This is a genomic window from Ewingella sp. CoE-038-23 (genome assembly GCF_040419245.1).
GTDB lineage: Bacteria > Pseudomonadota > Gammaproteobacteria > Enterobacterales > Enterobacteriaceae > Ewingella > Ewingella allii.
The window spans coordinates 1-4,168 of sequence record NZ_JAZHOH010000006.1; the positions used below are offsets into that span (position 1 = coordinate 1).

Consider the following 4,168-nt stretch of genomic DNA (forward strand, 5'->3'; position numbering starts at 1 on the left):
CGACAGTATCCTCAATGTGCTGATCTGCTTCTTCAGCTGCATTCGGGTTCTGCTTGTAAAGCCATTCAAAGTATTCAGTACGATCATTAATAGCTTCTTCTTCCCAGATTAGAGTGCTCTCCATCATTCGCCTTCCTTCAGCTTAAATGTCATTTTATCCCCCATGTATACGATGCTTTCATCATTGCTATCTTTTCTTACAGGTAGTGATTCACGCTTATTAGTAAATTTCTTATGCCCTTCTTTTAGCGTGTAACGAATGAGTCCAGTTGGTGCGTCATCCTTTCCTGATATTTTATAACCGTCATCCTCTTTTTTGATCATCCATGTATCGCTTTCTGCATCATAAAGGATGTCAGCGTTATCACCGATCTTTAAGCTGATGTTCTTTAGGCACTCAATAGATACCCTTATGGATAACTCTTCTGCCGATGTTGACGGCTTGAATGACTGAGTTACGGTGATTTGACTTGCGGATCCTCTTCTTGAGGATATCTTTGTCTTGGATAGTTGGCTTATGAATCCCATGTTTTCATGTTCCTGTTTCGTGTTTTTTTTGTATTTTATCACGCAACCTACCGATCTGTGCCTATCTGTGTTGATGTTTTTCTAAATTATTTCAATTTTTTTATAAAGCAATGATATTAAATAATTTTATTAAAATAATATGTTTGTTGCTTGTGCGCACAGCTGTACTAACATTACGGGTGTCGGAGGGTACTATGGATACAAAATTTCATTTTAGACTTGATGAAAGCATCAAGATAAGAGCTCAAAAAGCTGCAGAAGCTCGCGGGAAAACTCTAAGCGAGGCTTGCAGAGACTTTGCTGAGCAGCTTGCAAGAGAAGTAGAGCCCCTTAGCCAGCACGAGAAATGGCTAAAGAAGCAGGTAGAAATGTCAGTAGCAAAAGTGAATGCCGGAGAGGCAAAATTTACTTCTAATGAGGAAGTGAAACGAGTTGTTGCCTCAAGAAAAGATGAGATAAGAGCAAAGTACAAGCGTTAGTCTGCATGTTGACGCTAATACTTAATATGCGTAATCTCTTGCGGTGAAAACGAAAAAACCACCTGGGGAGGTGGTTTTTCGAAGGTTCAGTAAGTTGGGGAACTTCTGAACCGTGGTAACAGGGTATACAAGACCGCTGCCACCTAATTCGTCCTTCCAGTTTAGCCGTAGTTGGGCTGATACTTCAAGAACTCTGCGTCAGTAATCTCTTGTACACCCTCTTACCAATGGCTACCGCCACTGGCGATTTTTCGTGTCTGTTCCGGGTTGGACTCAAGATGATAGTTACCGGAACAACGTGGTAGTCGGGCTGAACGGGGGGTTCTTGCATACAGCCCAGCTTGGAGCGAACTGTCTAAACGGAACGGGACGTGGTGATTTAGGTAAAGCTTCCACCACAACACGGATACCGCAGGACAGGAACAGGAGAGCGCAAGAGGGAGTCATCAGGGGGAAACGCCTGGTATCTTTATAGTCCTGTCGGGTTTCGCCACCACTGATTTGAGCGTCAGATTCTGTGATGCTTGTCAGGGGGGCGGAGCCTATGGAAAAACGCCCTGGCGGGGCGTGTCCTTCTCGTCCTTGTCCTGGCTTTTGGTTACGCTTACCGTCTACGTTATCTGTTACTTAGAATCCCACCGCTCGCCGCAGACTCATGACCGAACGTAGTGAGCGAATGAGCGAGGAAGCGGAATATCATCAGATCCTGCATTTGGTACTGCCACACGGAGGTTTTCGTGAACAAAGAACAAAAAACTGCGCTGAATATGGCCAAATTCATTCAGGGTCAGTCTCTGCTTTTGCTGGAGAAGCTCAATGCCCTGGATTTCGATACTGAGGCTGACCTTTGCGAGAAGCTCCATGAGGATACGGAACAGCTTTACCGTGTTTTGTCAGAACGACTGAAGGAATCAGAGGATGGCAACTAATGGCGAAAGTCTCTATCAGTGAAGCTGCGCGGCTTGTAAATGTCAGTCGCCCTACGCTTTACAAGATGCTTAACAATGGAACACTTACTTACACCTCGGTTGTAAAGCATGGAAAGCAAGTAAAAACCATTGATACGTCTGAGCTTATACGTGTTTTTGGTTCGCTTGGTGGTGTAAAGGACGATACACAAAACGCTGTAAGTGTTGACGGTCATGCTACAGCGATTAACAGTGATATTTTACAAGATTTACAGCATCAGATTGCGTTGTTAAAGACCGAAAATGACGGGCTTAAAGGGGCGGTGAATGCCAGGGATGAACATATCAGTTCACTTCGTCAGGCTATGTTGCTTCTGGAGCATAAACAGGAGCAGCCAGCACCGCTGATCTCTTCTCCGGCGCACTCCCCGTGGTGGAAGTTCTGGAAGTAGTTCTGTCAGTGCATAACCGCCCCGTAATACCACATCCCCAGGAATGCACCGCCCGTACTGACGCACAGCAGGATCAGTGCGGTGAGCAGTAGCGTCAGGAACCGGTCTTTCCATAAAGCATTCCCTGTACGGGCTGGAACGACCCATCCCCCTGTTAGGCGCATTTGCTTTTGAATTTGGGGTTCGGTTTTTGGGCACGGTCATCGGGCAGAGCTATCGGGCACAGGGTGCGCCCGATAGCTCTGCCCGATGATTTTATCGGTGAGTGGCCTCGGTGAACGTCCTCGGTGAATCGCATGCACCGAGGACGTTCACCGATGAACCGTCTTCAGGGCGTAGCTAAACCCCTTTAATTCTGGCGTTCCGATGGCTTGCTGAACGCCGCCATCTCTACGACACAGGATATTATTCCGCTGGACGCTGCATAACATCCTGAAGGGCGGCCACACCGTCTCGCTACGCGCGACCAACCCCCTTACAAGCCAATTTTTACCCCTGTTTTTTCCTGTGCGTTTCCCGCTCATAAAAAACCAGTGGAATTGTCTGTAACGAGGTTGGTCGCGCGTCGTCCTTGAGGACTAGCTTAACGGTGTGGCGGGCTTTGCCCCCAAATCCGAAGTCGCCATTGGGATGGCTTGCCTCAGTAGGCTGAGTCATTCGAATTCGGCCCCCCCGAAGGCATGATCCCCTGAACGGGTATCACAAAAAACAGGTCAGACCCGGTTTAACAGGAGGATGGCTCGCAGTGGCGAACCATCCCCCTTCGCCAAGGGTGGGGTCGTTACAGCCCGTAAAGGGTTCGCTTCGCCGCTACGCGCCCTTGACTGGCTTTCTCTCGATTCTAAAGCAGTTCTAAGCCCCCTTGATCTGGCGGTGGTGGCTTGCTTATACAAGACTTCGTGCGCTATGGGGCTTTTACGCGCGAATTTCCGCATCTGACTTAGGCAAACCCGGATAAATCCGCATTACGGTGTTTCTTTCACGCCAGTTCGGGCACCAGGCAGTGCCGTGCATAGTCATGCATACGGTTAAAACTTATCAGGGGCGTTTTGCGGCATTTCAGCCAGGGATAAGGCGGTCTTTTACGGCGAACGCGCCGGAACCGCACTGAGCGCGGTTTCCCGGTGCGTGCAATGGGACGTTATGGTAAATACAGTTAACTTAGCCTTTACCGTTATTGTGAGGATAAAAATGGTCTTACTAGTTTCATTAGTTGTGATGGCTGGGCTTTACTACCAGTTCTGGTATAAGCCACGCAGAACACCGATCATTCGTGTATGGGGGGTTACGCCGGATGGGCAACAGTTCCAGCTATTACTGACAGAAGACGGAGAGAAAGAGGCAGTTTTACTGACTGGGAGTAAATCTTTTTCAGCATTGCCAGATACGCAGAATTTCCATAGCGGGTGCTTTTATCTTTATCTCGAAGATGCACACCAAAATGAGCTTTTGATTGAGTTAAACGAAAGTGATTTACAACCTGGCGGGATAATCGAATTGCAATACAACGGCGGTCGGGCGATTAATTGCTCGATTCTAAAAGTCAGGGAGAACCGTTAACCCACGATAAGTTAAATTTATCGGCGCGAACGTGGCGTGCGGTCAACGGATGTTATGGTAAAGGTGCACATTTAAATTAACTTTGAGATGTTTCTAGACTGATGGAGGATACGTAGAACCCTTACTGTCCCAGTGCTTTCTTGGTAATAGACGTTTAATGACAACCCTCTGATTATAAGCACTCTAATCCCTCGCGTATATTCATCATCCCTTCCAAGAAAAGGATTATAAATTAGTAAGT

At 47.4% G+C, this 4,168-nt stretch carries 5 protein-coding genes; 4 read left to right on the forward strand and 1 reads right to left on the reverse strand.

The features are described from left to right. Positions 1–123: 123 nt before the first annotated feature. Positions 124–528: a hypothetical protein gene (locus V2154_RS24800; protein WP_337284539.1), complete on the reverse strand. Its 405-nt coding sequence runs from the start codon at positions 526–528 to the stop codon at positions 124–126. A gap of 194 nt (positions 529–722) precedes the next feature. Between V2154_RS24800 and V2154_RS24805 the strand changes: the two genes are divergently transcribed. From V2154_RS24805 to V2154_RS24820, 4 genes are all read left to right on the forward strand, one after another. After that, positions 723–1,007, forward strand: coding sequence for a type II toxin-antitoxin system RelB/DinJ family antitoxin (locus V2154_RS24805; RefSeq protein ID WP_337284538.1), 285 nt, complete (start codon positions 723–725; stop codon positions 1,005–1,007). Between the two features lie 737 nt (positions 1,008–1,744). Continuing rightward, positions 1,745–1,936, forward strand: a complete 192-nt coding sequence (locus V2154_RS24810) for a Rop family plasmid primer RNA-binding protein (RefSeq protein WP_149228829.1) — start codon at positions 1,745–1,747, stop codon at positions 1,934–1,936. Beyond that, entirely contained in the window at positions 1,936–2,367 is a 432-nt protein-coding gene (locus tag V2154_RS24815) for an excisionase family DNA-binding protein (RefSeq protein WP_337284542.1), read from the forward strand. Before V2154_RS24810 ends, V2154_RS24815 begins: the two co-directional genes overlap by 1 nt. Before the next feature lie 1,143 nt (positions 2,368–3,510). Beyond that, complete coding sequence (locus tag V2154_RS24820) at positions 3,511–3,927, forward strand: hypothetical protein (RefSeq protein WP_337284541.1); 417 nt, start codon at positions 3,511–3,513, stop codon at positions 3,925–3,927. Positions 3,928–4,168 lie beyond the last annotated feature (241 nt).

What these genes read in the sequence shown, in the direction of transcription:
- V2154_RS24800 (WP_337284539.1), bottom strand. Translation starts at nt 528, where the DNA reads ATGGGATTCATAAGCCAACTATCCAAGACAAAGATATCCTCAAGAAGA.
- V2154_RS24805 (WP_337284538.1), top strand. Translation starts at nt 723, where the DNA reads ATGGATACAAAATTTCATTTTAGACTTGATGAAAGCATCAAGATAAGA.
- V2154_RS24815 (WP_337284542.1), top strand. Translation starts at nt 1,936, where the DNA reads ATGGCGAAAGTCTCTATCAGTGAAGCTGCGCGGCTTGTAAATGTCAGT.
- V2154_RS24820 (WP_337284541.1), top strand. Translation starts at nt 3,511, where the DNA reads ATGGTAAATACAGTTAACTTAGCCTTTACCGTTATTGTGAGGATAAAA.